Annotated in this window: 21 protein-coding genes; 7 read left to right on the top strand and 14 right to left on the bottom strand. The window is 56.9% G+C overall.

What is annotated here, in order from left to right; translation table 11 throughout:
• Window positions 1-331 precede the first annotated feature (331 nt).
• Together cybC and pmbA are read right to left on the bottom strand one after the other, a co-directional pair.
• On the bottom strand, window positions 332-718 hold the full coding sequence (gene cybC / locus IAE50_RS19310; protein ID WP_023478426.1) for a cytochrome b562: 387 nt from the start codon (window positions 716-718) through the stop codon (window positions 332-334).
• A 55-nt stretch (window positions 719-773) separates the two neighbouring features.
• Window positions 774-2,126, bottom strand: coding sequence for a metalloprotease PmbA (gene pmbA, locus IAE50_RS19305; RefSeq protein ID WP_042714065.1), 1,353 nt, complete (start codon window positions 2,124-2,126; stop codon window positions 774-776).
• Window positions 2,127-2,220: 94 nt separating this feature from the next.
• On the opposite strand from pmbA, the gene yjgA reads away from it, so the two are divergent.
• Complete coding sequence (yjgA, locus tag IAE50_RS19300; protein WP_023478484.1) at window positions 2,221-2,778, top strand: ribosome biogenesis factor YjgA; 558 nt, start codon at window positions 2,221-2,223, stop codon at window positions 2,776-2,778.
• Between the two features lie 259 nt (window positions 2,779-3,037).
• A complete protein-coding gene (locus tag IAE50_RS19295; protein ID WP_200580979.1) occupies window positions 3,038-4,246 on the top strand; it encodes an aldose 1-epimerase family protein in 1,209 nt (402 codons plus the stop codon).
• 60 nt (window positions 4,247-4,306) lie between these two features.
• Here IAE50_RS19295 and mpl read toward each other — a convergent pair whose 3' ends face one another.
• Complete coding sequence (gene mpl / locus IAE50_RS19290) at window positions 4,307-5,689, bottom strand: UDP-N-acetylmuramate:L-alanyl-gamma-D-glutamyl-meso-diaminopimelate ligase (protein ID WP_124970340.1); 1,383 nt, start codon at window positions 5,687-5,689, stop codon at window positions 4,307-4,309.
• 279 nt (window positions 5,690-5,968) lie between these two features.
• Here mpl and fbp point away from each other — a divergent pair, with 279 nt between their 5' ends.
• A complete protein-coding gene (fbp, locus tag IAE50_RS19285; RefSeq protein WP_023478503.1) occupies window positions 5,969-6,967 on the top strand; it encodes a class 1 fructose-bisphosphatase in 999 nt (332 codons plus the stop codon).
• Between the two features lie 44 nt (window positions 6,968-7,011).
• Here fbp and IAE50_RS19280 read toward each other — a convergent pair whose 3' ends face one another.
• From IAE50_RS19280 to ytfQ, 6 genes are all read right to left on the bottom strand, one after another.
• Entirely contained in the window at window positions 7,012-7,509 is a 498-nt protein-coding gene (locus IAE50_RS19280) for a DUF2569 domain-containing protein (RefSeq protein WP_200134156.1), read from the bottom strand.
• Between the two features lie 16 nt (window positions 7,510-7,525).
• Complete coding sequence (locus IAE50_RS19275; RefSeq protein WP_200134157.1) at window positions 7,526-9,091, bottom strand: methyl-accepting chemotaxis protein; 1,566 nt, start codon at window positions 9,089-9,091, stop codon at window positions 7,526-7,528.
• Window positions 9,092-9,201: 110 nt separating this feature from the next.
• Entirely contained in the window at window positions 9,202-10,200 is a 999-nt protein-coding gene (gene yjfF, locus IAE50_RS19270; protein WP_200134158.1) for a galactofuranose ABC transporter, permease protein YjfF, read from the bottom strand.
• Window positions 10,187-11,212 carry a galactofuranose ABC transporter, ATP-binding protein YtfT gene (ytfT, locus tag IAE50_RS19265; protein ID WP_200580978.1) on the bottom strand — a complete coding sequence of 342 codons (1,026 nt, stop codon included), beginning with the start codon at window positions 11,210-11,212 and terminating at the stop codon, window positions 10,187-10,189. The genes yjfF and ytfT overlap by 14 nt, the downstream gene beginning before the upstream one ends.
• Before the next feature lie 10 nt (window positions 11,213-11,222).
• A complete protein-coding gene (gene ytfR, locus IAE50_RS19260) occupies window positions 11,223-12,725 on the bottom strand; it encodes a galactofuranose ABC transporter, ATP-binding protein YtfR (RefSeq protein WP_200580977.1) in 1,503 nt (500 codons plus the stop codon).
• Window positions 12,726-12,779: 54 nt separating this feature from the next.
• On the bottom strand, window positions 12,780-13,736 hold the full coding sequence (ytfQ, locus tag IAE50_RS19255; RefSeq protein ID WP_023478471.1) for a galactofuranose ABC transporter, galactofuranose-binding protein YtfQ: 957 nt from the start codon (window positions 13,734-13,736) through the stop codon (window positions 12,780-12,782).
• Window positions 13,737-14,136: 400 nt separating this feature from the next.
• On the opposite strand from ytfQ, the gene ppa reads away from it, so the two are divergent.
• The gene (gene ppa / locus IAE50_RS19250) at window positions 14,137-14,667 is read left to right on the top strand and encodes an inorganic diphosphatase (protein WP_023478348.1); all 531 of its coding nucleotides are present in this window, start codon (window positions 14,137-14,139) and stop codon (window positions 14,665-14,667) included.
• Window positions 14,668-15,152: 485 nt separating this feature from the next.
• Here the strand turns inward: ppa and IAE50_RS19245 are convergent, their stop codons facing one another.
• Genes IAE50_RS19245 through tamA form a run of 3 tightly spaced genes read right to left on the bottom strand, consistent with a single transcriptional unit; the run spans window position 15,153 to window position 21,012 of the window.
• Complete coding sequence (locus tag IAE50_RS19245; RefSeq protein WP_023478402.1) at window positions 15,153-15,503, bottom strand: gamma-glutamylcyclotransferase; 351 nt, start codon at window positions 15,501-15,503, stop codon at window positions 15,153-15,155.
• Between the two features lie 2 nt (window positions 15,504-15,505).
• Entirely contained in the window at window positions 15,506-19,282 is a 3,777-nt protein-coding gene (gene tamB / locus IAE50_RS19240) for an autotransporter assembly complex protein TamB (protein WP_200580976.1), read from the bottom strand.
• Window positions 19,279-21,012 carry an autotransporter assembly complex protein TamA gene (gene tamA, locus IAE50_RS19235; RefSeq protein WP_023478416.1) on the bottom strand — a complete coding sequence of 578 codons (1,734 nt, stop codon included), beginning with the start codon at window positions 21,010-21,012 and terminating at the stop codon, window positions 19,279-19,281. The genes tamB and tamA overlap by 4 nt, the downstream gene beginning before the upstream one ends.
• Before the next feature lie 246 nt (window positions 21,013-21,258).
• On the opposite strand from tamA, the gene msrA reads away from it, so the two are divergent.
• Window positions 21,259-21,903 (top strand): peptide-methionine (S)-S-oxide reductase MsrA, encoded by a 645-nt coding sequence (gene msrA, locus IAE50_RS19230; protein WP_200580975.1) that lies wholly within the window; start codon window positions 21,259-21,261, stop codon window positions 21,901-21,903.
• A 179-nt stretch (window positions 21,904-22,082) separates the two neighbouring features.
• A complete protein-coding gene (locus tag IAE50_RS19225; RefSeq protein ID WP_023478420.1) occupies window positions 22,083-23,417 on the top strand; it encodes a hemolysin family protein in 1,335 nt (444 codons plus the stop codon).
• A gap of 75 nt (window positions 23,418-23,492) precedes the next feature.
• On the opposite strand, the gene IAE50_RS19220 is transcribed toward IAE50_RS19225, so the two are convergent.
• Window positions 23,493-23,699: a DUF1107 domain-containing protein gene (locus IAE50_RS19220; RefSeq protein ID WP_023478541.1), complete on the bottom strand. Its 207-nt coding sequence runs from the start codon at window positions 23,697-23,699 to the stop codon at window positions 23,493-23,495.
• 336 nt (window positions 23,700-24,035) lie between these two features.
• Between IAE50_RS19220 and IAE50_RS19215 the strand changes: the two genes are divergently transcribed.
• Window positions 24,036-24,593, top strand: a complete 558-nt coding sequence (locus tag IAE50_RS19215; protein WP_023478441.1) for a YtfJ family protein — start codon at window positions 24,036-24,038, stop codon at window positions 24,591-24,593.
• Here the strand turns inward: IAE50_RS19215 and cysQ are convergent.
• On the bottom strand, window positions 24,583-25,326 hold the full coding sequence (cysQ, locus tag IAE50_RS19210) for a 3'(2'),5'-bisphosphate nucleotidase CysQ (protein WP_124970364.1): 744 nt from the start codon (window positions 25,324-25,326) through the stop codon (window positions 24,583-24,585). The two genes, IAE50_RS19215 and cysQ, sit on opposite strands and share 11 nt — an antisense overlap.
• Window positions 25,327-25,381: the final 55 nt, after the last annotated feature.

Below are 25,381 nucleotides of genomic sequence, written 5' to 3'. Positions count from 1 at the left end.
CGATTTCCTCGCGGGGCCGCGGGGATTGACAAGGGGAGCGCGGCCGCTTCCTTTGTCCCGTTCACCGCATAAGGGGTTAATGAAACTCCCTGGCGCCTGGTGAACGGAACCCTTCCACCAATGCAACATACCAGGCCTATTGCCGGATGGCGCGTAAAACGCTTATCCGGCCTACGGAACGGAACCCTTCCACCGAAGCCACATGCCGGGCCCATTGCCGGATGGCGGCTGCGCCTTATCCGGCCTACACTGGCGCGTCATGTATGCCGGAAAACGGCATAAAAAAAGAGCCGCGACGGTGAGGTGGCGGCCCTTTCCTGATGGAATTCGGTTAACGGAATTTCTGATGATAGGTATTGCGGGTACCGGCAATATCCTTCGCTGCCGCCTTCGCCTCTTTCACTTTACCTTCGTTCGCCAGCTTCATAGCGCCGTCGATCTGGGCAATCAAAATATCAAAACCGTGGCGGAAATCCTTCATCTCCGGGCTGTCCGGCGCTTTGCCTTCCAGCTTCGGCGGGGTCTCTTTCTGGGCGTCCTGCGCGGCGGTGCGCATTTTCCCTAACGCCTCTTTCAACTCAGAAGCATCGTCGGTTTTCTGCACCACTTTGTAGTTGTCATTCAGCGTTTCCATATCATCTTCAAGGTCAGCGGCAAACACCGCTGAACCCACAAACAACGACGACACCGCGAGGATCGCTAACAGGTTTTTACGCATTGCTCATTTCCTTTTTTATTATCACGCTTAAAGGCACAGAACGCCGCGCCACGAATTATTGTCCGGCGATCTTCATCTCCGGCAGCAACACTGAACCACACTGGATGTTACTGCGCTGTTCAATATCGTCACCGACGGTAACAATATTGCGCCACATATCCTTCAGGTTGCCGGCAATGGTAATTTCGCTTACTGGATACTGAATTTCACCGTTTTCTACCCAGAAACCAGACGCGCCTCGCGAATAATCCCCGGTGATGCCGCTCACGCCCTGGCCCATCAGTTCAGTGACCACCAGACCAGTGCCCATCTCTTTCAGCATCTGCTCAAAGCTCAGGCCGCGCCCGGCAATGCGCCAGTTGTGAATACCGCCCGCGTGACCGGTGCTCTTCAGCCCCAGTTTGCGCGCCGCGTAGCTGGTCAGCAGCCACTGCATCAGCACGCCCTCTTTGACGATATCGCGGCGTTCGGTGCGCACGCCTTCGCTGTCGAACGGCGTGGAGGCCAGCCCTTTACGCAGGTGCGGGTGCTCTTCAATGGTTAACCACTCCGGCAGGATCTGCTTGCCGAGGTAATCGAGTAAAAAGGTCGATTTGCGGTAGACCGCGCCGCCAGCAATGGCACCGACCAGGTGACCAAACAGCCCGGTCGCCACTTCATTAGCGAAAATCACCGGCGCTTTCATGGTCGACAGTTTACGCGGCGAAAGGCGCGACAGCGTGCGGCGGGCGCACTCTTCACCCACCCACTCCGGCGTTTTTAACTCGTTGATATCACGGCTAATGGTGTAGGCGTAATCGCGCTCCATATCGCCATTCGCTTCGGCAATCACGCTGCTCGACAGCGAGTGACGGCTGGAGCAGTAGCTCTGCAACATGCCGTGGCTGTTGCCGAAAACTTTAATGCCGTAGTGGCTGTTGAAGCTGCCGCCTTCGGTGTTGCTGATGCGTTTGTCCGCTTTCAGCGCCGCCTGCTCGGCGCGCGCCGCCCACTCGATCGCTTCATCGGGGGTCACTTCCGCCGGGTGGAAAAGATCGAGATCCGGTGCGTCAAAGGCCAGCAGCTCTTTTTCTGCCACGCCAGCGAACGGGTCTGGCGAGGTGTAGCGGGCAATATCAAGCGCCGCCTGCACCGTGCGGGCAATCGCCTCCGGGCTCAGATCCGTCGACGAGGCGCTGCCTTTGCGGTTCTGGTGATAAACGGTGATGCCTAAAGCACCATCGCTGTTAAATTCGACATTCTCCACTTCACCATAGCGGGTGCTGACGCCGATACCGGTGGTTTTGCTGACCGCCACTTCCGCGCCATCCGAACGGCCTGAAGCCAGATCAAGCGCGGTTGCGACCGCTTCTTCCAGAACTTTGCGCTGTTGTGCCACTTGTGTGATTACTTTCATCGCCAATGCCATAATTAAGGGAGAGAATCTTTGAAGTCTAACAGAGAACCGTTTTTCAGTGCGCGCCTTAACTGGTAACATTAGCCTCTTTTTTAAGGAGCCTGAGATGACAAAGCAGCCCGACGACTGGCTCGACGACGTGCCCGGTAACGAGAGCGAAGACGAAGATGATGAGATCATCTGGGTCAGTAAGAGTGAAATTAAGCGCGATGCTGAAGAGTTAAAGCAGCTTGGCGCTGAAATGGTAGAGCTGGGAAAAAACGCGCTGGATAAGATCCCGCTCGACCAGGATCTGCGCGACGCCATTGAGCTGGCGCAGCGCATCAAGAAAGAGGGTCGCCGCCGTCAGTTGCAGTTGATCGGTAAAATGCTGCGTCAACGCGATGTCGAGCCGATTCGCCAGGCGCTGGATAAGCTGAAAAACCGCCATAACCAGCAGGTTGCCTTCTTCCATAAGCTTGAGCACCTGCGCGATCGCCTGATTGAAGAGGGTGATGACGCGGTGCCGGACGTGCTGAATCTGTGGCCGAATGCTGACCGTCAGCAACTGCGCTCGCTGATCCGCAACGCCAAGAAAGAGAAAGAGAGCAACAAGCCGCCAAAAACCGCGCGTTTAATCTTCCAGTATCTGCGTGAGCTTGCAGAGAGCAGCGAAGAGAGCTAAACCGCACAGAACCCTCTTTACCCGAAGAGGGTTTTTTTATTCCCTTTTAGCTGAAACGTTAAAGCTAAAAGTACGCCACTTCACATATTCATACCCTCCATTATTTTCATTTCATCAATAAACGAGATCAATATCTCCCTTTCCGTCTCTGCCCGACGCTCATTTTCAGCAGATGAAACGGATCACATTTTCCTGGCGGCGCAAAACGTAGATTCCTGCTGTAACGCAGGTAATCGATTCAGCTAAAAAGGAAAATAAGATGAAAAAGACCGTGATGCTCTCCGCTATTGCGCTGCTGGTGTCCGCGCCGGTGATGGCAAAAACCTGGGTGCTGACAAGTGCTGAAGGCAATATCGAGCAGGGAAACTGGCGTATCACCAGCGATCAGCTGAACATTAAAGATCAGCAGTTCAGCATTGAGCAGGTGGTGCTGCACGGCGGCAAGCAGGAGGGGAGCAAAGTCATCAAGTTGACCAGCAAAAACGGCCTGACCATTGCCCTTAGCCCAACGCGCGGCATGAATTTACTCTATGCCGATGGTTTTGGTGTGCATATGGGCTGGAGTTCGCCGGTGAAAGAGGTGGTAAACCCGGCGTTTATCAACCTGGAGAGCCGCAACGGGCTTGGCTGGCTGGAAGGGTTCAACGAAATGGTGGTGCGCTGCGGCTATGAGTGGACGGGTCACCCGGTTACCGCTGACGGGCAGCTTTACACCCTGCATGGTAAAGCGGGCAATACGCCTGCCTCGCAGGTTTCCGTCGATGTCAGCGAAAAAGCGCCGTATGAGATCCGCATTCGCGGGCTGGTGAAAGAGAGCACCTTTAAGAAAGCGGATCTGCAAACCGAGATGGAGCTGCGCTACATTCCGGGCAGCAACAGCTTCAGCCTGCATGATGTGCTGACCAACCACGCCGACTACCCGCATGATTACCAGATCATCTATCACAGCAACTTCAGCAAACCGATCCTCGAAGAGGGTGCGCGCTTTATCACGCCGCTGGAGAGCGTCAGCCCGTTCAATGACTACGCCAAAGGCGGCATGAAAACGTGGCAAACCTATGCCGGGCCGACCAAAGGCTTCGACGAAATGGTCTTTAATATCAAACCGCTGGCCGATGCGAACAAGCAGACCGTCGCCGCGCTGCTGAATAAAGCGGGCGATAAAGGCGTGGCGATTGACTACAACACCGATCAGCTGCCAGTGCTGACGCTGTGGAAAAACACCGATACCGAAAAACAGGGTTACGTCACCGGTATCGAGCCGGGCACCAGCTACGCCTACCCGGTCACCATCGAGCGCGAGCAGAAACGCGTTAAGCAACTGCAAGCAGGCCAGAGCACCCGCTTCGACCTCACCTATACCCTGTTGCACAACCGCGATCAGGTGGCGAAAGTTGAAGAGCGCGTGAAAACCATTCAGGGCGACAAAGCGCCGCAATCTGTTGATACGCCGATGGCGAAAGAGTAACGCCAGGCATAAAAAAAACCGCGCCGGTCGCCCGTGCGCGGTTTTTTTACGCCTCAGCTATCAGGCTTTTTCAGCCGCGAGCTGCGCTTTCTTCTCCAGCTTATCGAGCAGCTTCTGGTGAATACCGCCGAAGCCGCCGTTGCTCATCACCAGAATGTGATCGCCCGGCTGGGCGCTTTTCACAATCTGATCCGCCAGCGTATCGACATCCGCGCTCCAGTGCGCAGGCTGGATACAGGCCTCCGCCACTTCCGCAACCTGCCAAGGAATATGCTGCGGTTGCAGGAGGAAGACCTCATCGGCACGGCCCAGCGAGGGCGCGAGGTCATCTTTGCACAGCCCCATCTTCATGGTGTTGGAGCGCGGCTCCAGCACGGCGATGATCTTCGCCGTGCCGCCCACTTTACCGCGCAGCGCGGCGAGTGTTGCGAGGATTGCCGTCGGGTGGTGCGCAAAATCGTCATATACGCAGACGCCGTGCGCTTCACCGCGCAGCTCAAGGCGGCGGCGGGCGTTGATAAACGAACCGAGCGCATTGGCGGCATCCGCAGGCGTAACGCCAACATGACGCGCAGCGGCGATCGCCATCAGACCGTTATGCATGTTGTGCTCGCCCACCAGACCCCAGTTGACCTGGCCGACGCATTCACCATCCAGCCACACTTCCCAGTTTGAAGCATCGGTGGTCAGCTTCTTCGCCTGCCAGTGGCCCTGATCGCCCACCAGCTCCTGCTCGCTCCAGCAGCCCATCGCCATCGTCTGTTTCAGGTTGATATCGTTTTCCGGCCAGATGATTTTCCCCTGCCCCGGCACGATGCGCACCAGGTGGTGGAACTGCTTCTGGATCGCTTTCAGATCGTCAAAAATGTCCGCGTGATCGAACTCAAGGTTGTTGAGGATCAGCGTGCGCGGGCAGTAATGGACGAATTTGGAGCGCTTATCGAAGAAGGCACAGTCGTACTCGTCAGCTTCGATAACGAAAAAATCGCTCTCGCCAAGGCGCGCGGAAACATCGAAATTGCCCGGCACGCCGCCGATGACAAAACCGGGTTTATAGCCGCAGGCTTCGAGGATCCAGGTCGCCATCCCGGCGGTGGTGGTCTTACCGTGCGTACCGGCAACCGCCACAACCCAGCGGTCGCGCAGCACAAAATCATGCAGCCATTGCGGGCCGGACATAAACGGAATGTTCTTCTCCAGTACCGCTTCGACACACGGATTTCCGCGGGTCATTGCATTGCCGATGATAACCAAATCCGGCGCGGGATCGAGCTGGCTTGCATCATATCCCTGAATTAAATCAATGCCTTGCTTCTCAAGCAGCGTGCTCATCGGCGGATAGACATTGGCATCCGAACCCGTTACCTGGTGGCCCAGCGAGCGCGCCAGCATTGCCAGCCCGCCCATGAAAGTGCCACAAATCCCCAAAATATGAATGCGCATACGTCATTATCCTTGCTTAACCTGGCGCACATTTTACGCATATGTTTAACGTCTGAGAAATGCATTTCAGGATAATCCGTACCCCGCTGGCGCGATTCACCTGTGCGCGAAGTTTTGAATGTTTGTTAGTATTGTTGCATGTCCGCTGCGTTTTCGTTTGCGAAAGCTCGGGTTGTTACCGTTTCGTTGGTAAACGGCCCTGAACTTCTTCGCCAAACATGCAGAAAACCGCAGGCTACAATCGCTTTACTCCATATTCAAAAATGCAGGGAAAGTGTTATGAAAACGTTAGGTGAATTTATTGTCGAAAAGCAGCATGAGTTCTCGCATGCCACGGGTGAACTGACTGCTTTACTGTCGGCGATAAAACTGGGCGCCAAGATCATTCATCGCGATATCAATAAGGCCGGTCTGGTCGATATCCTGGGTGCCAGCGGTGCTGAGAACGTACAGGGCGAAGTGCAGCAAAAACTCGACCTGTTTGCGAACGAGAAACTGAAATCCGCGCTGCGCGCCCGCGATATCGTCGCCGGTATCGCCTCTGAAGAAGAAGATGAGATCGTCGTTTTCGAAGGGTGCGAACACGCTAAATACGTGGTGCTGATGGATCCGCTGGATGGCTCCTCCAACATCGACGTTAACGTCTCTGTTGGCACCATCTTCTCAATCTACCGCCGCGTTACGCCTGTTGGTACGCCGGTCACCGAAGAGGATTTCCTGCAGCCGGGCAACAAACAGGTTGCTGCCGGTTATGTGGTTTACGGCTCGTCGACAATGCTGGTCTACACCACCGGCTGCGGCGTTCACGCCTTCACCTACGATCCGTCACTCGGCGTCTTCTGCCTCTCCCAGGAGCGCATGCGCTTCCCGGAACGCGGCAACACCTACTCGATTAACGAAGGGAACTACATCAAATTCCCGCAGGGCGTGAAGAAGTACCTCAAGTTCTGCCAGGAAGAGGATAAAGCGACCCACCGCCCTTACACCTCGCGCTACATCGGTTCACTGGTGGCGGATTTCCACCGTAACCTGCTGAAAGGCGGCATCTACCTCTACCCGAGCACCGCCAGCCACCCGCAAGGGAAACTGCGCCTGCTGTATGAGTGCAACCCGATGGCCTTCCTCGCGGAACAGGCCGGCGGCAAAGCGAGCGACGGTAAAGAGCGTATTCTTGATATCCAGCCAGAGAGCCTGCACCAGCGCCGTCCGTTCTTCGTCGGCAATGAGCATATGGTGGATGATGTTGAGCGTTATATGCGTGAGTACCCGGACGCATAACACGTTGTGATGGCCGGAGGGCGCGATGGCCCTCCGGCAAATCTTTACTTCACAAAGGTACGCTTCACGCGTTCGGAAACGATGAAGTAAGGGATCCAGATACAGGCGCTCAGCACATTACGCACCAGCGGTTTGACCGTATCAAAGACATAAGGCACATCCAGATAGTGGTGCCCCAACAGCAGATCGACGGCGACAAAGGCCGTACCCACCCCCACCAGTACAATGTAATGCCGCGGCAGCTGACGCTTTTTACGGAAAAAGAGGCTGCTGACAAACAGCGCATAGGCAAACATGCCGACAAACGACGCCAGCTCGAAAAAGAGGATCCCTTTCTGTCCCGAGCCAATCAGTGCGAAGTTCTCCATTAAAAAGCGCAGCGTAAAGTTAATGGATATCAGGTTGACTATGATCGACGCAACCAACCCCAGCGCCGGGAGATAGAGCCAGCCGCGGATCTTTTTAAACTCGCGCTCCTCGCAGATGGCACAATAGTCGCTGCCCTTCAGCGCCTCGCTATCACATTGAATACATACAGCCATGACACCTTACCTTTGATTATGCTTGCGTCTGCAAACGGAACGACGCCATCGCTTCAAGCAGCTCTCGTGATTGCTGCTCCAGCGAGCGCGTCGCCGCAGACGATTGTTGTACCAGCGCCGCATTCTGCTGCGCCGTTTCATCCATCTGACTTACTGCAATATTAACCTGCTCAATACCGCGACTCTGCTCTTGCGAGGCGTTAGCAATTTCGCGCATTAATTTAGTCATGCGCAACACCTCTTCGGCGATCTCATCCATCGTTTCACCGGCCTGCATCGCCAGTTCGCTGCCTTCGGAGACCTGCGCTTGCGAGCTGCTGATAAGCTGGCGGATCTCTTTCGCAGAGTCGGCGCTGCGGCTGGCGAGGCTGCGTACTTCGCCCGCCACTACCGCAAAGCCTCTGCCCTGCTCACCCGCGCGCGCCGCTTCGACGGCGGCGTTGAGCGCCAGAATGTTGGTCTGGAAAGCAATGGCGTCGATCACGCTAAGAATATCGGCGATGCGATCGGAACTGCCAGCGATATCGCGCATTTTCTCAATCACATAGCAGACCATTTCGCTGCCGCGATCGGCGGTATCGGAAACCGCTTTCGCCAGCGTGTGCGCCTGCTCGGCGTTGTCGGCGTTGAGTTTCACCGTGGCGGTGATCTGCTCCATGCTGGCGGCGGTCTGCTCAAGCGAATTGGCGGTGGATTCGGTGCGCTGCGAGAGATCGAGGTTGCCTGCCGCCAGCTCCCGGCTGCCGGTATCAATCTGCGAACTGGCATCGCGCACGCGCATCACGGAGCCGATCAGCGCATGGCGCATCTCCTCAATCGCCGCGTTCAGGCGGTTAAACTCTTTCCCCGTCACCTCGGTTTTCGCGGCAATCAGGTTGCCCGCCGCCACCTGTTCCAGTTGTTGAATCGAGGTGTCGAGGGGTTTAAGCAGCATATGGCGCAGCGCCAGCCAGGCGAGCACGATAATCCCGGCCACCAGCAGCGCGACCACAAAGATCAGTGACATAACAAAGCGCTTACTGCTCTGCACCGCCGCCACTTCGCTTTTACCGCGCGCTTCGCCCCACGCCTGGAAGGCCTGCATATCGTTATCGAACTGGCGGGAGACGGGGATCAGTTTGCTTTCGAGGAGTTCGTAATAGGCATCGGCGCTCTGTTGGTTGAGCGCGTCCTGCATCGGCTTAATGCCCTGGCTGACGTAATCGCCATAGCTTTTCGCCACCTTTGCCAGCAGCGCCGCGCCCTGCTCATCATCAACGCCCGCGCTGATAACGCCAGTTAGAGAGTGCTCACCGAGCGCGATTTCGTTATTGATCAGTTTTACGGAGTTGGCTGCATCATCAAGCAGGCCCACCTCCATCATACGCACCGCCTGGCCGGCTTCGTTGCGCGCGCGCAGAATCATGGTGTAGCCGCTATTCAGGCGCGCCATCTTTTCGCCCTGAAGCTGGTTGATTCGCGCCAGCGAAGCGGAGCTCTTATTGAGCGCATAAATACCGATACCGCTGACCAGCAGCAGCAGAAGAGTCATAACAGCCAGCAGAGAAAGTAAGCCCGTACGGATCGAAAGCGTTTTAAGCATGATGTGGATTCCGGTAGCGAAGAACTTTTTGGCGTAAATTAAGCCCATTCGTCAGTTATCGACCGCTACCGGAATTCCTTTAGAAGAAAAATAGCAATTTCAATATCTTGTTACTTTGTTGCCGTTGGGCTTACTCGCGTCACCGGCGAGTTCTGTCGGCTCTCCCACAGCACCGTCAGGCCGCGTTGCAGGGCGATAAAGATAAACAGTAGGATGCCGATGGCGATCTTCGTCCACCAGGAGCTGAGCGTACCGTCGAAGTTGATATAGGTCTGAATTAGCCCCTGAATCCCCACGCCGAACAGCGTGCCGAGCACCGTGCCAACGCCGCCGCTCAGCAGCGTGCCGCCGATCACCACCGAGGCAATCGCATCCAGCTCGACGCCAACGCCCGCCAGTGCATAGCCCGCCTGGGTGTAGATGGAGAAGACAATCCCGGCAAGCGTTGCCAGCCCCGTTGAGAGCATATAGATGCGAATGGTGGTGCTGCGCGTCGAGATGCCCATCAGGTTCGCCGAGGTGGCGTTACCGCCAATGGCGTAGACTTCGTTGCCAAAACGGGTGCGGTGAGCAAGGAAAATACCGACCACCACCACCATCAGCATCAGCAGCCCCATCGCGCTCAGCCGCCCGCCGCCTGGGATGGTCCAGGCGAGGCTGGAGAGGGTGTCATACATCGGGTGGTTAATGGGAATCGACTCTTCCGACAGCAGATAGCTGACGCCGCGCAGGAAGAACATCCCGGCGAGGGTGATGATAAAGGCCGGGATTTTCAGCGCGTCGATCAAAAGCCCCATAAAGGCCCCGAAAGCGCAGCCGATCAGCAAAATCAGCGGGAAGGCGAGCAGCGGCGAGATGCCCCAGGCACCAATCGCTTTTGCCAGGAAGACGCCGGTAAAAGCAATCACCGAGCCAACGGAGAGATCGATACCGCCGGAGAGGATCACAAAAGTCATACCGACGGCAATAATGCCAAGAAAGGCGTTATCCGTCAGGATATTACAGATGACGCGCGTCGAGGCGAAGCCGGGAAACTGCGTCAGGCAGTAGAGATAGCCGAGCACGAAAACGCCCAGCGTGATCATCAACGGCAGGTTACGTTTTATCATGACCGCGCCCTCCTTTAAGCAACGCAATAAAGCGCGGCGACTGGACAATCAGTACACACATCACCACCACCGCTTTCACTACCTGGTTAAGCTCCGGCTGAAAACCGGAGAGCAGGATGCCGGTGTTCATGCCCTGAATAATCAGCGCGCCCACCACCGACAGCACAATGTTGAAACGCCCGCCCATCAGCGAGCCGCCGCCAATCACCACCGCCAGAATGGCATCCAGCTCCAGCCACAGCCCGGCGTTGTTGGCATCCGCACCGCGAATATCCGCCGTGACAATCACCCCGGCGATGGCCGCGCAAACGCCGCTCAGCACGTAGGTCAGCATCACCACCAGCCGCGTATTCACCCCGGCGTTTTTTGCCGCGCGGATATTAATCCCCACCGCTTCGATAAACATGCCCAGCGCCGTTTTGCGGGTAAAGAGCCAGAAGATAACTAACGTCACCAGCGCGATGATCACCGGCGTCGGAAAGAGCAGCAGCGAGCCGCTGCCGAGCCACGCCAGCGACGGCGCGTTAAAGGTGACGATCTGCCCGGAGGTGATCAACTGCGCGACCCCGCGCCCGGCGACCATCAGGATCAGCGTGGCGACAAAGGGCTGGATCTTGAGGATCGCCACCAGAATGCCGTTCCACAGCCCGGCCAGCACGCCGGTGGCCAGCGCCGCCAGCAGCACCACCGTCAGGCTATGGCCGGAGACGGTTAATGATGCCGCCGTCGCGCCGGCAATCGCCATCACCGCACCGACCGAGAGATCGATGCCGCCGGTGGCGATCACCAGCGTCATGCCAATGGCCAGCAGCGCGACCGGGGCTGCGCGGTTAAGAATATCGATCGGGCTGCCAAACAGGCGGCCATCCTGCAGCACCACCTGGTAAAAATGGGGGGCGACCAGGCTGTCCACCAGTAAAACCAGCAGCAGGGCTAAGATCTGCGGCGTGCCGGTCGGCCAGCTAAAACGGCGCTTCGGCTGCGCTTGTTGGCCCAGTGATTGAGGCATCACACTCTACTCCTTACGCCGCAATGGCATTCATGATCGCCGGAACGGAAAGCTCGGCGAGCGGGATCTCGGCGACCTGCTTGCGATCGCGCATGATGATCACCCGATCCGCATAGCCCACCAGCTCCTCCAGCTCAGAGGAGATCACCAGCAGCGCCAGCCCGTCGGCGCAGAGGGTCTCGATCAGGCGGATGATTTCAGCATGCGCGCCAACATCAATCCCGCGCGTCGGTTCATCAAGGATCAGGAACTGCGGGCGCGTCAGCAGCCAGCGCGAGAGCAGCACTTTTTGCTGATTGCCGCCGGAGAGAAACTCAATCGGCTGTTCGGCGCTCGGCGTGCGAATACCCAGCTGGCGGATAAAGCGCTCGGCAATCGCGTTCTGCTCTTTACGCGGGATTGGACGCAGCCAGCCGCGCTGGGCCTGGAGCGCCAGCACGATATTCTCGCGTACCGAAGCGGCGGCAATAATGCCGTCGGTTTTGCGATCCTCCGGGCAGAAACCGATCCCAAGACAGGAGGCGCGATGGGGCGAGCGCAGGGTTTGCGGCTGGCCTTTGATCATCGCACTGCCGCTATCGGCGGGCTTGATACCAAAGATCACCTCTGCCGTTTCGGTACGCCCGGATCCCAGCAGCCCGGCAAGACCGACGATCTCTCCGGGGCGAACCTCAAGATCGAACGGGGCGATAACCCCTTTCTTGCCATAGTTGTTAAAGGCGGCCACCGGCTTGTTGCTAAGCAGCGTGCGCCCGGCGCGTTGCAGGGCGTTACTCTCCAGCTCGCGGCCCAGCATCATCTTCACCAGCTCAATTTGCGGCAGCTCGCGTGTTTCGCGACAGCCGACAAAGCTGCCGTTGCGCAGCACGGTGATGCGGTCGCAAACGGTGTAAACCTGGTCGAGAAAGTGGGTGACGAAGATGAGGCTGACGCCCTGATCGCGCAACTGGCGCATCAGGGTGAAGAGCATCTCCACTTCCTGGGTATCAAGACTGGCGGTTGGCTCATCGAGGATCAGCACTTTTGCCGAGAGATCGATAGCGCGGCAGATGGCGACAATTTGCTGCATCGCCACGGAGAAGCGGTTAAGCGGCTCGCGCACGTCGAGCGAGAAGCCGTAAGATTGCATCAGTTTGCTGGCGCGCTGCTCCATCTCTTTGCGGCGCAGCAGGCCGAAGCGGCGCGGCTCTCGGCCAATAAACAGGTTATCCGCCACCGACATATTCGGCAGCAGGTTCACTTCCTGGTAAACGGTGCCGATCCCCAGTTGTTGGGCATGGGCGGTATTTTTGGGATTGATAGCCTGGCCTTCGAGCCAGATGGTGCCCTTATCCGCGTGGTAAACCCCGGTCAGCGCTTTGATAAGCGTCGATTTTCCCGCGCCGTTCTCACCGAGCAGGGCCATGATTTCACCGCGTCGCAGCGAGAAATCCACGTTATCGAGCGCTTTTACGCCGGGAAAGAATTTACTTAAGCCTTCGGTACGCAGGATTTCCTGGTGTGCTTCCGCGTTCATTGTTGACCCCTTACACAGATGCCCTCTCCCCGGCGGGGAGAGGGACGACAGGACTCAGTAACCCATGTTTTTCTTCTTCTCCAGCTCCTCTTTCGCCGTATCCGGCAGATAGAGGGTGGATTTGGTAATGGTCAACTTCGGCGGCTCGGTGCCATCCTTTTTGAATTTCTCCAGCGCGTCGAATGCCGGGCCTGCCATGTTCGGCGTCAGCTCGACGCTGGCATTGGCTTCGCCATCAATCATCGCTTTATAGATATCCGGTACGCCGTCGATGGAGCCGGTGAGGATATCTTTGCCCGGTTTCAGGCCCGCTTCTTTAATGGCCTGAATGGCGCCAATCGCCATGTCATCGTTATGGGCGTAAACCATGCAGATGTTTTTGCCGTTGTTCTCGGCTTTGATAAAGCTCTCCATCACCTCTTTACCTTTACTACGGGTAAAGTCACCGGACTGAGAGCGGATAATTTTGATGTTCGAGGCTTTCGAGATCGCTTCTGCGAACCCTTTCTTACGGTCGATGGCAACGCTTGCGCCAACGGTGCCCTGCAACTCAACCACGTTACACGGTTTGCCAGCGACGGTTTTCACCAGCCATTCACCAATCAGCTTCCCTTCGAGGACGTTGTCAGCGGTAACGGTAGTCATATAGAGCGATTTGTCTTTCACATCGATGGAGCGATCCAGCAGGAAGACCGGGATCTTCGCCTCTTTCGCCTCTTTCAGCACCGGCTCCCAGCCAGTTGCAACCACCGGGGCGATAAAGATGGCGTCAACGCCCTGCGCGATGAAGGAGCGCACCGCTTTAAGCTGGTTCTCCTGCTTTTGCTGACCGTCAGCAATCTTCAGGGTAATGCCGCGTTTGCTGGCTTCGCTTTTCGCGACGTTGGTTTCAGCGGCACGCCAGCCGGACTCCGAACCGACCTGCGAAAATCCCACGGTTAACGACGCAGCCATCGCCATAGACGACATAGCTGCCGAAACTGCTGTGACAAGAAGTAAACGCTTCCACATAAGAGCATCCTCGTAGGGTTATTGTTGGCTACTACTTCGCCTGCGGGGAAACTATAGACAATCGGAGATGTAACAAAATGAGTTACATCACAAATCGGAAAAGTGAATGAATTGTTAGTTATCAGTTGCGATCTGGCGCGCGAAAAGGGGAGGCGAAACACAGCAGGAATCTCCCTTGAAATTGCAGAAATTTACTGACGCAGCAAAATCGCATTTTTACGCTGTAACCGCTTACACAAAATTATTCAGTATGCTGCTATGGATATGGACAAAGTTGTCATTAAATGGCGCCGGTAAAGGCTCTGAAAAGTCGCTGGCGAGTAAAAGAGCCCAAGACATTCACCGCCAGTTGGCTATAATACCCGGCACTTGTTTGCCACACATTTTAAAGGAAACAAACATGAGCTTACTCAACGTCCCGGCGGGTAAAGATCTGCCAGAAGATATCTATGTTGTTATCGAAATTCCGGCTAACGCTGACCCGATCAAATACGAAGTCGACAAAGAGAGCGGCGCGCTGTTCGTTGACCGCTTCATGTCCACCGCAATGTTCTATCCGTGCAACTACGGTTACATCAACCACACCCTCTCTCTGGATGGTGACCCGGTAGACGTGCTGGTGCCGACGCCGTACCCGCTGGAGCCAGGCTCTGTGATCCGCTGCCGTCCGGTTGGCGTGCTGAAAATGACCGACGAATCTGGTGAAGATGCCAAGCTGGTTGCGGTTCCGCACACCAAGCTGAGCAAAGAGTACGATCACATTAAAGATGTGAACGACCTGCCGGAACTGCTGAAAGCGCAGATCACTCACTTCTTCGAGCACTACAAAGATCTCGAAAAAGGCAAATGGGTGAAAGTGGACGGTTGGGACAACGCTGAAGCGGCGAAAGCTGAAATCGTTGCCTCCTTCGAGCGCGCTGCCAAGAAGTAAGCCGTTTTCGTAAGAGAAGCCCTGTAGCGCCCTGTGCGCGCAGGGCTTTTTTTATGTGTGCGGGTTGGGGATGGCGGGTTAGCCCTCCGGCTTTCGGCGCTGACCTGCATTGCCGGATGGCGGCGGGGCCTTATCCGGCCTACGAAGTGCACACGTCCGGCTTTCGGCGCCGGCCTGCATTGCCGGATGGCGGCGGGGTCTTATCCGGCCTACGGAGTGCGCACGTCCGGCTTTCGGCGCGGGCCTGCATTGCCGGATGGCGGCGATGCCTTATCCGGCCTACGGAGTGCGCACGTCCGGCTTTCGGCGCGGGCCTGCTTTGCCGGATGGCGGCGGGGCCTTATCCGGCCTACAAAGTGCGTCGTCGGCATGCGAGATGAAAGAGGTTGCGGTCAAACGTAGGCCGGATAAGCGCAGCGCCATCCGGCAAAAATGCGCGGCGCAAAAAAAACCGCGCCATTGGCGCGGTTCTCTGTGACTGATTACTACTTTTGATAATGGTCGCGGTCAAGCCAGTCGCCGCTTTCAATCAAGGTTTTCCCCTCAACCGAACGCTGGTAGACGTACATCCATGCGCCACCGTACGGCGTCTGGATCAACTGCCGTTTATACTCGCCGCCTGCGGTACGCAGGGCGTCCAGCTCACCGAGCGTTGAGGCGTCGATGCGATAGACTTCACCCAGCACGCTGCCGTTGCCCGGCACCGCGCCTGGGTAGTGCCCCAGGCTGTACAGCTGATGATTTTCAACGCTGAAGTCGCCCAGCCACTGAGCGTTGGTCATCCAGTGGCTGTTGCCCTGCTTGCGTCGTAAACTGCCGTAGACAAATATTCGCATTGCTAAAACTCAAACTGATAGAGCAAATCAAGTGCCTGATCTACGCCAGACACCGCTTCAAGATACAGCTTAGGCATCAGACGATAACGTAACGTGAGAGTCGCCAGTGAGTCAAAAATTCCTACACCATATTTTACTTGTAGACCCGGCAGCACATAGCCGCTGACCACCACTTGTGAGGAGTCGCCGACGCCCTGTGTGTCCAGCGCCAGGTTGCTGACGCCAAAGGTCTCGCCGATTTTACCCACAACCTGCCCACTTTGCGCAACCCCAAGACCAATTAACATCGAGGTCATTGCCGCACTATCGCTCTGCTCGCTCTCCAGCCCCTGCCCGCGAAGCAGGTAGGACAACGCTTCCTGCTGCGACATCGCCGGGTCGGAGAAGATCTCCGCTTTCGGTTCATCCGCAGAGCCGGTGACGCGCACCCCGGCAATCACATCGTTCTCCGTTGCTTCCGGGTTACGGATCGCTTCGAGGTTGAGCAGCGGCTGATCCGGCGGGCCGGAGAAGAGCAGTTCCCCTTTACGCACAATCAGATCCTGCCCGTATGCGCGGAAGCGCCCTTCCGGAATATTGATCTGCCCGTTCAGCCCAAGGCCCTGCTTATCCTGCGCCACTTTCAGATCGCCCGTCAGCCGCGCTTTCAGGCCGAAGGCCGAGAGCCGCACGTTATTGCCGACATGCACCGTCACATTGCTGTTGATCGGGATTGAGGCACGCTGCTCCTCTTCCGGTTGCAGCTGATCGTTGAGCATCACCTCATCGCTGGAGACGCCGACCGCGCTCTCCGGCACATCGTGCACCACAATGCGCGCCCACGGCACATCAACATCGCCGTCGAGGGTGAACAGGCTCGGCGTCGCTTCAAACACTACATCCGGCGAGACATCGAGGCGCACCATCGGCGGCACGGTGATGCGCACCTTGCTGCCTTTCGCCGCAATACGCGCGCGCCAGTTGTCGATCTGGCTCCAGTCCGCATCGCCGCTGAGGTTAATCTGCCCCTGGCTGGTGCGCACCACACCCTGCAACGTGGAAGTGGTTCCGTTAAAGTTCATCGCCAGCTGGCTCGGCTGCATGTCGAACGGCATAAAGTTGCCCTCAACATCCAGCGCATTCAGCCCAAGCTGACCAAACAGCTGCGGGCTTTGAGCGTTGCCGCCAAGGCGCAGGTTGGCATTGAGCGTCCCCGCCGCTTTCTCGCCGCGGCTGAAGATGGCATTCGCCATCGCCAGCGAGAAGTTGCGAATGTTCACCGTTCCGCCGAGATTGCGTCGCCCTTGCGGATCGGTGACCTGGATCTGACCGTCGAACTGGCCATTATTGGTCAGCCGCATCAGCCAGCCGAGATCGGCGCGATCATTTTGCAGCTTCGCATTCAGGTTCAGCGTGTCGAAGGCGACCGGCAATGGCGCACCGTTCACCTCCTGCGTCACTTTCACCCCGCGCCCAGCAAGCGTCACCTGCCCCTGCGGCAGACCCGGTTTGGTGCTGTCCCAGCTGACATCCGCTTTGCCGCTAAAGACGCCGCTCGCCTGCGTCGCTTCCGGCATAAACGGTTTCAGCATCGCAAGATCGAAACGATTGAGATTGACCACCGCGCGCCCTGCCGCACCGGCATCAATGGTTTGCGGCACGCACAGCTCGGCATTCGGATTGAGCCAGCAGTGCGGGCCAATGGCAATCTTCTGCTCCTGGTTGCGGTAATCGAGCGCAATCGGGCGCGTCAGCGACCATGGCCCCACCGGCGTGGCGAAACGCGTGTCGCTGAGCGTCCCTTTCCAGCGCTGCTGCTGGCGATCGAAACTGCCTGCCAGCGCCAGCTGACCGGAGACCGGTTCGCCCTGCACGCGCAGCTGCAACTTGTGCTGCTTCTCATTGCCGTCGGCGGCCAGCGTCACCAGGCTGATGTTGACGCCAGGCTGGGCGATACGCTCAACGCGCACGTTCAGCTTGCCGCCAATCTGATCGCTGGATTTCACATCCCCCTCCACGCGCACGCGGGCGATGGAGAGTTCCTGCCAGCGCAGATTGTTGGCAGTAATGTCCGCCAGCGCCTGTGGCGCATCGACGGTGCCACGCACTTTCACTACGCCTTTCGCCGTGCCGCCAAGACCCGGCAGCGCGTTATCGAGGCCTGGCGCATCGATAGTGGCGTCAAGGTTGAGATCTTTTACCCCCAGCTCGCCTTTAATATCCGCGCTATTTTTGCCCAGCTCAAGGTGCAGACCCGGGATCACCCATTGCAAATAGCTGTTGCCTTTCAGCTGCCCGTCGACCTTGACCCGGTTCTGTTTAACGTTGCCGTTAAGCTTCAGCTCCGGTACATCCATCTGCCAGCTGCCGCCGTAAAGGCTGCCACGGGTTTTCACCAGGCCATTGAGCTTCGCAGGCCAATCGGGGAAGGCTTTTGCCGTATCGATGTCCTTCAGCGTCAGTTCGCCGCGCCAGCTGATCGCCTGCTGCCAGTCGAGCAGCGCTTTCAGTTCGGTGGTGCCCTGTAGTGCGGCGATGGAGAGCTTATCGATACTGATCTGCTGCGCATTGCCTTTACCGTCCAGCGTGATGGTGGCCGGCGGAACCTGCTGCCCTTTTACCGCCGTGCGGAACGAAAGCGCATAGTCGGTCATTTTGCCGCTGAGCTTCAGCTTCAGGTTATCGGCCTGGTACTGCTTCTCGCCGGTAAAAGGCCAGTAGAGCTGCTGGCTGGTGATATCGAGATTGAGCGGTAACCCCGCTTCTGCCAGCCGCGTCTGCGCCCGAAGCACCATATCCACCGGGCCAGAGAGGTTTACGCCAAGCTCCAGCTGCTTGCGCAGTTCGCCGCCCACTTTCAGCTTCACCTTCTCGCCTTTCAGCGGATCGACATTCAGCGTCGAGTTGAGGGTGATATCGACCGGCCAGCTATCGCGCAGCTGCGCGGTGCCGGTGGCGTTGACCTGGCCCTGATTCGAGTCGATATCAAAGGCGTCGAGCTTCATCTGCCCGTCAATGCTGCTCACTTTCAGCAGCAGGCTGCGCACCAGGATATCGGTGTCGCCGGTGAGGCGCAGCTGCTCACCGCGAAACGCTTCAATATTCAGATTGAGCGGCAGATGCACATCCTGCATCTCCGGCAGCAGCGGCTTCTCAAACAATGCTTTCAGCGTTTCGCCCAACGGTTTCTCTTCCGGTTTGGGGTTGTGAACCTTCGGATCGAGAACCTCTTCCTGCGCCACATCGGCCGCTTTCGGCAGCGCAATCAGCAAGCCCTGCAGCGAGGTCGGTTTCAGGGTCAGGTTTTTCTCCTGCCAGTTCAGGCCGGAGCTAAAATCCATCAGCGAGACGGTGGTGTCATCGATTTTGATATTGATGTTTTCCAGCGCCACCCGGCTCAGCGTAATCGGATATGGCGTGGAGAGGTTAAGCGGCCCACTATCTTCCTCTTCCACCTTCTGCGCAGGCGGCATCTTTTTGGTGTCGATCGCCACGTTGATATCTTTCAGCGACAGATCGTTAACGCAAACACTGCTGTTGCGCAGGCAGCCGAGGTTAAGCGCAAAGTGGATCTGCCCCGCATCGACCGCCACGCCCGGCTGGGTATAGCGGATATTTTTCAGCGACAGATCGCGCCAGCCGCCGGTGACCTGGCCAATCTCCAGCCCCGGTACCCAGCGGTTCGCTGCTTTAAACAGCAGATGCAGGCCGCTGGTGGTGCCGACCAGAAAGATCGCCGTGCCCAGCAGTAACACAAGAAACGCCACCACGCCGAGGCTGATCTTCTTCCATAAACTCATAATTCTGGCCCCAACCCGATGTAAAACTGCAACCCGTGCTCCTCTTTATCGCCGACCGGTACCGCGAAATCGAGCTTGATCGGCCCGACCGGCGACTGCCAGCGCACGCCGACGCCGGTGCCGGTTTTAAAGTTGCTGCGGCGGATATCGCTCACCGCTTCGCCGCTGTCGACAAACACCGCGCCCCACCATTTCCCGGTGACATTGTACTGGTACTCCAGCGAGCCGGTGGCCAGTTTTGAGGCGCCGATCAGTTTGCCGCGTTCGTTCTCAGGCGAGATCGATTTGTATTTATAACCACGAATGCTGCGATCGCCCCCGGCGAAGAAGCGCAGATCCGGCGGCACGCGCTGGAAATCCCCGGTTTCAATCCAGCCGAGGTTGCCACGCGCGATAAAGCGGTGGCGATCGTAGAGCGTGCGGATCCAGACGTTCTGCGCCTGCAAGACGAGGAAGTCGACATCCGATCCCCACGCGGTGTTGGAGTAATCGACCGAGTAGCGCTGAGAGTCGCCCCAGGTCGGCATCAGGCCGCCGCGCGAGCGGGTACGGCTAATCATCACGCCCGGATAGAGCAGCATGGTGGTGTTAGTAACGTTGGCCTGGGTAAAGTGATCGAGGCTCCAGCGCAGGTTGATCGCCCGCTGCCAGCCGCTGGAGAGGTCCCAGTAGCGCGACAGCGCGAGCGTCGTTGAGTCCGCTTCCGTATCGTTAAGATCGGTACGCTTGAACCCGCCCTGCACCAGGTAATACTGCTCCAGCGGATTTTTCAGCAGCGGCATTTTGTAGCTGAAATCGAGCTGCTGCTCCGGCGCCGAGACGCTCATGCTGGTGGTAAAGCTGTGGCCGTAGGAGTTGACCCACGGTTTTTTCCACGTCGCTTTGACGCGCGGCCCGACATCGGTCGAGTAACCGACGCCGGTCTCAATGGTGTTTTCCGTGCGCGGCGAAACCACGCCTCTCAGCGGCAGCACTTTGGTCTTACGCGCTTTATCAAATTCCGGCGCGACAATCACCGAGTTAAACCAGCCGGTGGCGGAGAGGCGGCGATTAAGCTCTGCCAGATCCTGGGTCTGGTAATAGTCCCCCTCGTGGAAAGGGATGAGGTTTTGCAGATACTCGTCGCGAATTTGCGAGCCCTGGAAGGTGACATCGCCGAAGCGGTAACGCTGACCGCTGTCATAATCGATATCCCAGAACGCCTGGCGGCGATCCAGCGCAATCCCCAGCTGGCTTTTGTTGAACTGGCTGTCGAAGTAGCCTTTACGCAGCGCGACGCTGGTAAGGGATTTTTTAAAGCTGTCGTAGTCGTGGTGGTTTAACACCGTGCCGATAGCCGGGCGCTTTTTCAGCAGCGAAAGGTAGTCGCTGTCGGTGCGCGCGCCGCCGCGCAGGATCACGTTGTTGCCGCCGATGCGCACAGGCTCACCCGCCGTAACGCGGGCGATCAGCACCTGGCGCCCCTTCTCCGGCGGTGGACGCAGTTCGAAAACAATGGTTGGCTCGTAGTAGCCTAACGCTTTTAACCCTTCGCGGATGGCATCATCAACGCGCGCCTGGAAACGGCGGTCGGGCGTCACTTCATCACTCTGGATAGTCGACAGTTGGGCGCGCACATTTTTTTGCAGTTGCCCGGTTAACCCCTCAAGTTGCAATCGCACATTGGCGGCGAATGCCGTTTCGCTCACCAGCAACAAACCGGCAAAACATAAAAGACGGATCTTTGGCACGTTCTCTCCTGAATATCCTCGCTCCCACTCCTGGAAGGAAACGTAAGCGCAGCTCCGCGCTGGGCCTGATTGTGCCACGACAGCAGCAGCCAGGCTGATAAAAACCCGCATTATCGGGTTGAAAAACGGACGACTAGCCCAAAATTTCTTATGTTTAAATCTAGTCTGATTTAGGTCGTACATTGTGTTAAAACACCATCCTTAACACAACCCTAACCGCAATGACACTCGCCGGGAGGTATTACCGTGAGCCTGTTCGATAAAAATAACCTTGTTTCTCAGTCTGATGCTCTGCCCGGACGCCCGACGCCGATGCCTGTCGCCAGTTTACACGCTGTTAACGAGCACTCGATGACACACGTCCCGGAAGGGATGGAGGTGGCGATTTTCGCCATGGGTTGCTTCTGGGGCGTGGAACGCCTCTTCTGGCAGCGTGAAGGGGTCTACAGCACCGCCGCAGGCTACACCGGTGGCTACACGCCAAACCCAACCTACCGCGAAGTGTGCAGCGGCGAGACCGGGCATGCCGAAGCGGTACGCGTGGTTTACGATCCGAAGGTGGTGAGCTACGAGCAGCTGTTACAGATCTTCTGGGAGAACCACGATCCGGCGCAGGGGATGCGTCAGGGCAACGATCACGGCACGCAATACCGCTCCGCCATCTATCCGCTCACCCCGGAGCAGGACGCCGCCGCCCGCGAAAGCCTGGCGCGCTTCCAGGCCGCAATGCGTGAAGCGGGTGACGCACGCACCGTCACCACTGAGATCGCCAGCGCCAAACCGTTCTATTACGCGGAAGATGAGCACCAGCAATATCTCTATAAAAATCCGCAGGGCTATTGCGGGATTGGTGGTATCGGTGTGTGCTTGCCACCGCAGCTTAACCCCTAAATAAAGGGGGGAATAGGCGACGAAAAGTGGCGAAATTAGCCGCTGGCAGGCTGTAACACGCTTACGCTATACTAACGGCGCAATTGCCGGTCCACCGCTTCGGGCCGGCATTCATTGTGTTTACCACATGGATATTCCAAAAAAACCTTCCGAGGATCCGGTTAATAGCTGGATAAATTATGTTAAACAGTATCTTAGTCATACTCTGTCTGATCGCGGTGAGCGCGTTTTTCTCGTTATCTGAGATCTCGCTTGCCGCATCGCGAAAAATCAAACTTAAACTGCTTGCCGATGATGGCAACATCAACGCCCAACGCATCCTGAAAATGCAGGAAAATCCCGGCACCTTCTTCACCGTGGTGCAGATCGGCCTGAACGCCGTCGCCATTTTGGGTGGTATCGTCGGTGACGCCGCCTTCTCTCCCGCGTTTTACAATCTGCTGCTCAATGTCGTTTCACCACAGCTTGCCGATCAGCTGAGCTTTATCATCTCGTTTACGCTGGTAACGAGTCTCTTCATCCTGTTTGCTGATTTGACCCCGAAACGCATCGGTATGATTGCGCCCGAAGTTGTGGCTTTGCGCATCATCAACCCGATGCGCTTCTGTCTCTTCGTTTTCCGCCCGCTGGTCTGGTTCTTTAACGGCATGGCGAACGTCATTTTCCGCATCTTCAAACTGCCGATGGTGCGCAAAGATGACATCACCTCTGACGATATCTACGCCGTGGTGGAAGCCGGTGCGTTAGCCGGGGTGCTGCGTAAGCAGGAGCATGAACTGATTGAGAACGTGTTTGAGCTGGAGTCGCGCACCGTTCCCTCGTCGATGACCTCGCGTGAAAACGTGATTTGGTTCGATCTGCACGAAGATGAGCAGAGCCTGAAAAACAAGGTATCTGAGCATCCGCACTCGAAGTTTCTGGTCTGTAACGGTGATATCGACCATATCGTCGGTTATGTTGATTCGAAAGATCTGCTTAACCGCGTACTGGCAAACCAGAGTATGGCCCTGAACAGCGGCGTGCAGATCCGCACGACGCTGATTGTGCCGGACACGTTGACGCTCTCTGAAGCGCTGGAAAGTTTCAAAACTGCGGGTGAAGATTTCGCCGTGATCATGAACGAATATGCGCTGGTGGTGGGGGTGATTACCCTCAACGACGTAATGACCACGCTGATGGGCGATCTGGTCGGCCAGGTGGAAGAGATGATCGTCGCCCGCGATGAAAACTCGTGGCTGATTGACGGCGGTACGCCGATTGACGACGTAATGCGCGTGCTGGATATCGATGAGTTCCCGCAGTCCGGCAATTATGAAACCATCGGCGGTTTTATGATGTTTATGCTGCGTAAAATCCCGAAACGCACCGATGCGGTGAAGTTCTCCGGCTACAAGTTTGAAGTGGTGGATATCGATAACTACCGCATCGATCAGCTGCTGGTGACGCGTATTGATGCCCGCACCACGGTGCTGACGCCGAAGTTACCGGATATGGAAGATAAAGGCGCGGCGTAAAGCCAGAAGCGGAAACATCAACGGCCCCTGTGGGGCCGTTTTTTATAGGACTTTATTACTGCATAGCACAACAGATTAAGCCATTTCGGTCTGCAGGCGCAGAACCTGGCGGTTAACTTCAGACATGACAGAGAAGTGCTGTTTGTCTTTCACTTTCGGCAGAAGGATCTTGCCCTTATCAAACTCGAAAGCGCCAACGTCCTTGATATACAACCGTCCACGGAACAGGATCTTGACGTACTTAGCCACCTGAAGTGGGTTGTAACGCTGGAAAATTTTCATTCTTCTATCTCTCCTGTAAAACAGATTACGCCCTTGCGGTGCCACATTTGGTCCGACGTTGATGAGCGCAAATTTTGATGCCCAGTGACTATAGTCCACAACATGAGCGATACATAGTCTGAATGGGTTTATTTACCTTTTGATGACAATTAATCAGAATTTTCTTTTCAAACCCTGAAACTTCGCAGTATAAGCCTACGTTTTTTAACCGATATGTGCGTTAACCCGCAAACTGGCACCCCAATTGCGGGAAAAGCGTATTGATCGCACATATGATTAAACTGCCGTACCGAGTGGTCGGATCACCTGCATATAAACATGAGAGATGGAGACACCATGACCCTACGTAACATTCTGGCAGCGACATGCTTGTTACTGCCGCTGGTCGCTTCAGCGCATAACTTTGAAACCAACCAGCGCGTGCCGCCTGTGGGCGTTGCCGACCGCGGGGAGTTGCTGCTGAATAACGACAAGTTTAGCTATAAAAACTGGAATAGCGCGCAGCTGGCTGGAAAAGTGCGCGTGGTGATGCATATTGCCGGTCGCACCTCGGCAAAAGAGAAGAATGCGGCGCTGATTGAGGCGATCAAAAGCGCCAACCTGCCGCACGACAGATACCAGACCACCACTATTGTGAACACCGACGACGCCATTCCGGGCAGCGCGATGTTTGTGCGCAGCAGCCTGGAGAGCAATAAGAAGCTCTATCCGTGGTCACAATTTATCGTCGACAGCGAAGGTTCGGTGCGTAAAGCCTGGCAGCTGGAAGAGAAAGGTTCTGCGATTGTGGTGCTCGATAAAGAGGGCCGCGTAGAGTTTGCCAAAGATGGCAGTCTGAGCCAGCAAGAGGTGCAGCAGGTGGTTGCCCTGCTGCATAAATTGCTCAGTAAATAGAGACGCGAAAACCGGGGTTGAGGAACGACTCACGCGGGGTGTAATCAAGCGTGCGCCCTTTCCAGTCATGAACGTGCGCCCCGGCCGCTACCGCCACCGCGTGGCCGGCCGCCGTATCCCAGACGCTGGTCGGCCCAAAACGCGGGTAGAGCTGCGCTTTCCCCTCCGCCACCAGGCAGAACTTCAGCGATGAACCAATCGCCGTGGTTTGATGCTCGCCCAGCTGGTGCAGATACTCCTCCAGTTCAGGATCGTTCGAGTGCGAACGGCTGATAACCACCAGCGGCGGTCGCGCATCACGCACCTGGATCGGCTGGCGATGACCGCCCTCCTCTTTCCATGCGCTGCCCTCTGCGGCGGCGTACATCACATCAAGCACCGGGGCATAGACCACGCCCAGCACCGGTTTGCCCTGCTCAATCAGCGCGATATTGACGGTAAACTCACCGTTACGCTTGATAAACTCTTTGGTGCCATCGAGCGGGTCCACCAGCCAGAAACGATCCCAGCTCTGGCGCGTCTCCCACGCGGGAGGATCTTCTTCAGACAGGATCGGAATATCCGGCGCTAACGCCTGTAGCCCACGCACAATCACATGGTGCGCGGCGATATCCGCCGCCGTCACCGGCGAGTCATCCACTTTACTGGTCACATCCATCGGCTGATGGCCGTCGTACACCTGCATAATGGCATCGCCCGCGTCGCGCGCGAGCTGACAAATTGCATCTAACATATCCACCTCTCTCTGTGCAGTGGTGTGTAACTCATTGTTTTACTTATATCGCATT

The organism is Kosakonia sp. S42, from assembly GCF_016624785.1.
Taxonomy (GTDB): Bacteria; Pseudomonadota; Gammaproteobacteria; order Enterobacterales; family Enterobacteriaceae; genus Kosakonia; species Kosakonia cowanii.
The sequence above is the reverse complement of the archived record's forward strand: the minus strand, read 5'-3'. Positions and strand labels throughout refer to the sequence as shown.

What these genes read in the sequence shown, in the direction of transcription:
- IAE50_RS19275 (WP_200134157.1), bottom strand. Translation starts at nt 9,091, where the DNA reads ATGCTTAAAACGCTTTCGATCCGTACGGGCTTACTTTCTCTGCTGGCT.
- IAE50_RS19215 (WP_023478441.1), top strand. Translation starts at nt 24,036, where the DNA reads ATGACCCTACGTAACATTCTGGCAGCGACATGCTTGTTACTGCCGCTG.
- tamB (WP_200580976.1), bottom strand. Translation starts at nt 19,282, where the DNA reads ATGAGTTTATGGAAGAAGATCAGCCTCGGCGTGGTGGCGTTTCTTGTG.
- fbp (WP_023478503.1), top strand. Translation starts at nt 5,969, where the DNA reads ATGAAAACGTTAGGTGAATTTATTGTCGAAAAGCAGCATGAGTTCTCG.
- mpl (WP_124970340.1), bottom strand. Translation starts at nt 5,689, where the DNA reads ATGCGCATTCATATTTTGGGGATTTGTGGCACTTTCATGGGCGGGCTG.
- ytfR (WP_200580977.1), bottom strand. Translation starts at nt 12,725, where the DNA reads ATGAACGCGGAAGCACACCAGGAAATCCTGCGTACCGAAGGCTTAAGT.
- IAE50_RS19245 (WP_023478402.1), bottom strand. Translation starts at nt 15,503, where the DNA reads ATGCGAATATTTGTCTACGGCAGTTTACGACGCAAGCAGGGCAACAGC.
- IAE50_RS19220 (WP_023478541.1), bottom strand. Translation starts at nt 23,699, where the DNA reads ATGAAAATTTTCCAGCGTTACAACCCACTTCAGGTGGCTAAGTACGTC.
- cybC (WP_023478426.1), bottom strand. Translation starts at nt 718, where the DNA reads ATGCGTAAAAACCTGTTAGCGATCCTCGCGGTGTCGTCGTTGTTTGTG.
- yjgA (WP_023478484.1), top strand. Translation starts at nt 2,221, where the DNA reads ATGACAAAGCAGCCCGACGACTGGCTCGACGACGTGCCCGGTAACGAG.
- IAE50_RS19280 (WP_200134156.1), bottom strand. Translation starts at nt 7,509, where the DNA reads ATGGCTGTATGTATTCAATGTGATAGCGAGGCGCTGAAGGGCAGCGAC.
- IAE50_RS19225 (WP_023478420.1), top strand. Translation starts at nt 22,083, where the DNA reads ATGTTAAACAGTATCTTAGTCATACTCTGTCTGATCGCGGTGAGCGCG.
- yjfF (WP_200134158.1), bottom strand. Translation starts at nt 10,200, where the DNA reads ATGATAAAACGTAACCTGCCGTTGATGATCACGCTGGGCGTTTTCGTG.
- pmbA (WP_042714065.1), bottom strand. Translation starts at nt 2,126, where the DNA reads ATGGCATTGGCGATGAAAGTAATCACACAAGTGGCACAACAGCGCAAA.
- IAE50_RS19295 (WP_200580979.1), top strand. Translation starts at nt 3,038, where the DNA reads ATGAAAAAGACCGTGATGCTCTCCGCTATTGCGCTGCTGGTGTCCGCG.
- cysQ (WP_124970364.1), bottom strand. Translation starts at nt 25,326, where the DNA reads ATGTTAGATGCAATTTGTCAGCTCGCGCGCGACGCGGGCGATGCCATT.
- ppa (WP_023478348.1), top strand. Translation starts at nt 14,137, where the DNA reads ATGAGCTTACTCAACGTCCCGGCGGGTAAAGATCTGCCAGAAGATATC.
- ytfQ (WP_023478471.1), bottom strand. Translation starts at nt 13,736, where the DNA reads ATGTGGAAGCGTTTACTTCTTGTCACAGCAGTTTCGGCAGCTATGTCG.